At 48.5% G+C, this 1,498-nt stretch carries 2 protein-coding genes; both read right to left on the bottom strand.

Features of this window, described 5'->3' with window-relative positions; genetic code table 11:
* Positions 1-438: 438 nt before the first annotated feature.
* Complete coding sequence (locus tag Q0369_RS06270) at positions 439-606, bottom strand: hypothetical protein (RefSeq protein WP_298097464.1); 168 nt, start codon at positions 604-606, stop codon at positions 439-441.
* A 122-nt stretch (positions 607-728) separates the two neighbouring features.
* A partial coding sequence (locus Q0369_RS06265) for an ACT domain-containing protein (protein ID WP_298097460.1) occupies positions 729-1,498 on the bottom strand: 770 nt, incomplete at its 5' end.

The following is a 1,498-nucleotide window of genomic DNA, read 5'->3' as shown; positions in this document are numbered from 1 at the left end:
TTTTAAACGGTGCGCCCGATCTTTTTGAAACTACGCTTTTTGGTAGGCCCGCTAGCATAGAGCTCGCGCGCGAATACCAAACGCAGATCCGCAAAATTTTAAGCCTAATCGAAACACTTAAACTCACAAATTAGCAGGGCGCATTACGGCTGATTTTGCATCGACTAAATTTAGGCCGGGCGGAATTTTAACGAAGCGTAGTTTCGGCAAAAACGTAAAATTTAATCAGCGGCGCAGTCTCTCGGCGGCTGCCCTAAATTTAAACGGGCGATACGATTAGAGATGAAAGTGCCTGTCGCGCATAAATTTGAAGCAAAACGCTTTGCCATGTCTAAAAATTTATAAAATTTGATTGCGTTTCGCATCGCAGCCTCTAGCTTTTAGTGCCAAACCCGCATAGCGGCAGAATTTAATCGGCGGCGCCCGCGATGATGAAATTTAAAGCAGATCTGCAAGGATGAAATTTAAATTAAAAGCAAGCTCAGGGCGAGAGTTAAATTTAGAGCGCGCGCGGCGTTTACAAAAGCCGTGAGCCAAAGCGCATCTGCCTAGCGCATACCGCAACGTATCGCAAGCGCGGCTCTGCACGTACTCAAGTTCTGCCAAAATCCTCGCCGCGCGCTCCTGCATCGCCTAATCAAACGCCGTCGTAGGCTGGATTGTAAATTTAAATTATAAAGAATTGGTTGAGGCGAAATTTAAAATTCCGCCTCCTAAGCGGATAATGATTAAAGCGCCGCGTAGCGCACCATTAGGCAGGTTTGAAGCGCCGCCAGCTTATCAAGCGTGCTTTTTTGCACTTCGGAATCGACCAAAATGACCGCCAAAGCGTCCCCCTCCTTGCCTCTGCCTAGGCGGAAGTCCGCGATATTGATGTTTTCGTCGGCTAGGATCGTGCTTACGGATTTGATAACGCCCGGTACGTCGGTGTTTTTGAATATTATCATCTTGCCCTTCGGCTTAAAATCGGTCTTAAATCCGCCGATATTTACGATACGCTCCTCGCTTCCGTCAAAGACCGTGCCCGCGACGTTTGAGATCGCCTCATCAGTCATGATTTTTACCGCGATCTCGCTTTTATAGACGCTGTTTGCAAGCTCGCCGAAGCTCGTCTCGATCCCCTTTTCATCCGCGAGGAATTTTGCATTGACATAATTTAGCGAATCGCCCAAAGAATCGTGCAGCGCGCCTACGATGGCAAAAACGAGCATCGATTTTAGATACTGCACCACCTCGCCACTGCCCTCGATGCGAATCGATTTGATGGGGCCTTTGTTGATCTGCGCCGCAAGATAGGCCATTTTCGAGACCAAATTTATATACGGCTCAATTCCGCGTGGCAGATCCTCGAGCTTAAGCGGCAAATTTAAAGCGTTTGGATAGTTTAAGCCGCGTGCGGCGCTGATCGCCTGCTCTGCGGCTTCCCTGGCGATATTGCTTTGAGATTCGAGCGTATTTGCGCCAAGATGCGGAGTCGCGCTTAAATTTTCGATATCCA

It is taken from the genome of uncultured Campylobacter sp. (genome assembly GCF_938030685.1).
Taxonomy (GTDB): Bacteria; Campylobacterota; Campylobacteria; order Campylobacterales; family Campylobacteraceae; genus Campylobacter_B.
This window is presented reverse-complemented; position numbering and strand designations above follow the sequence as displayed.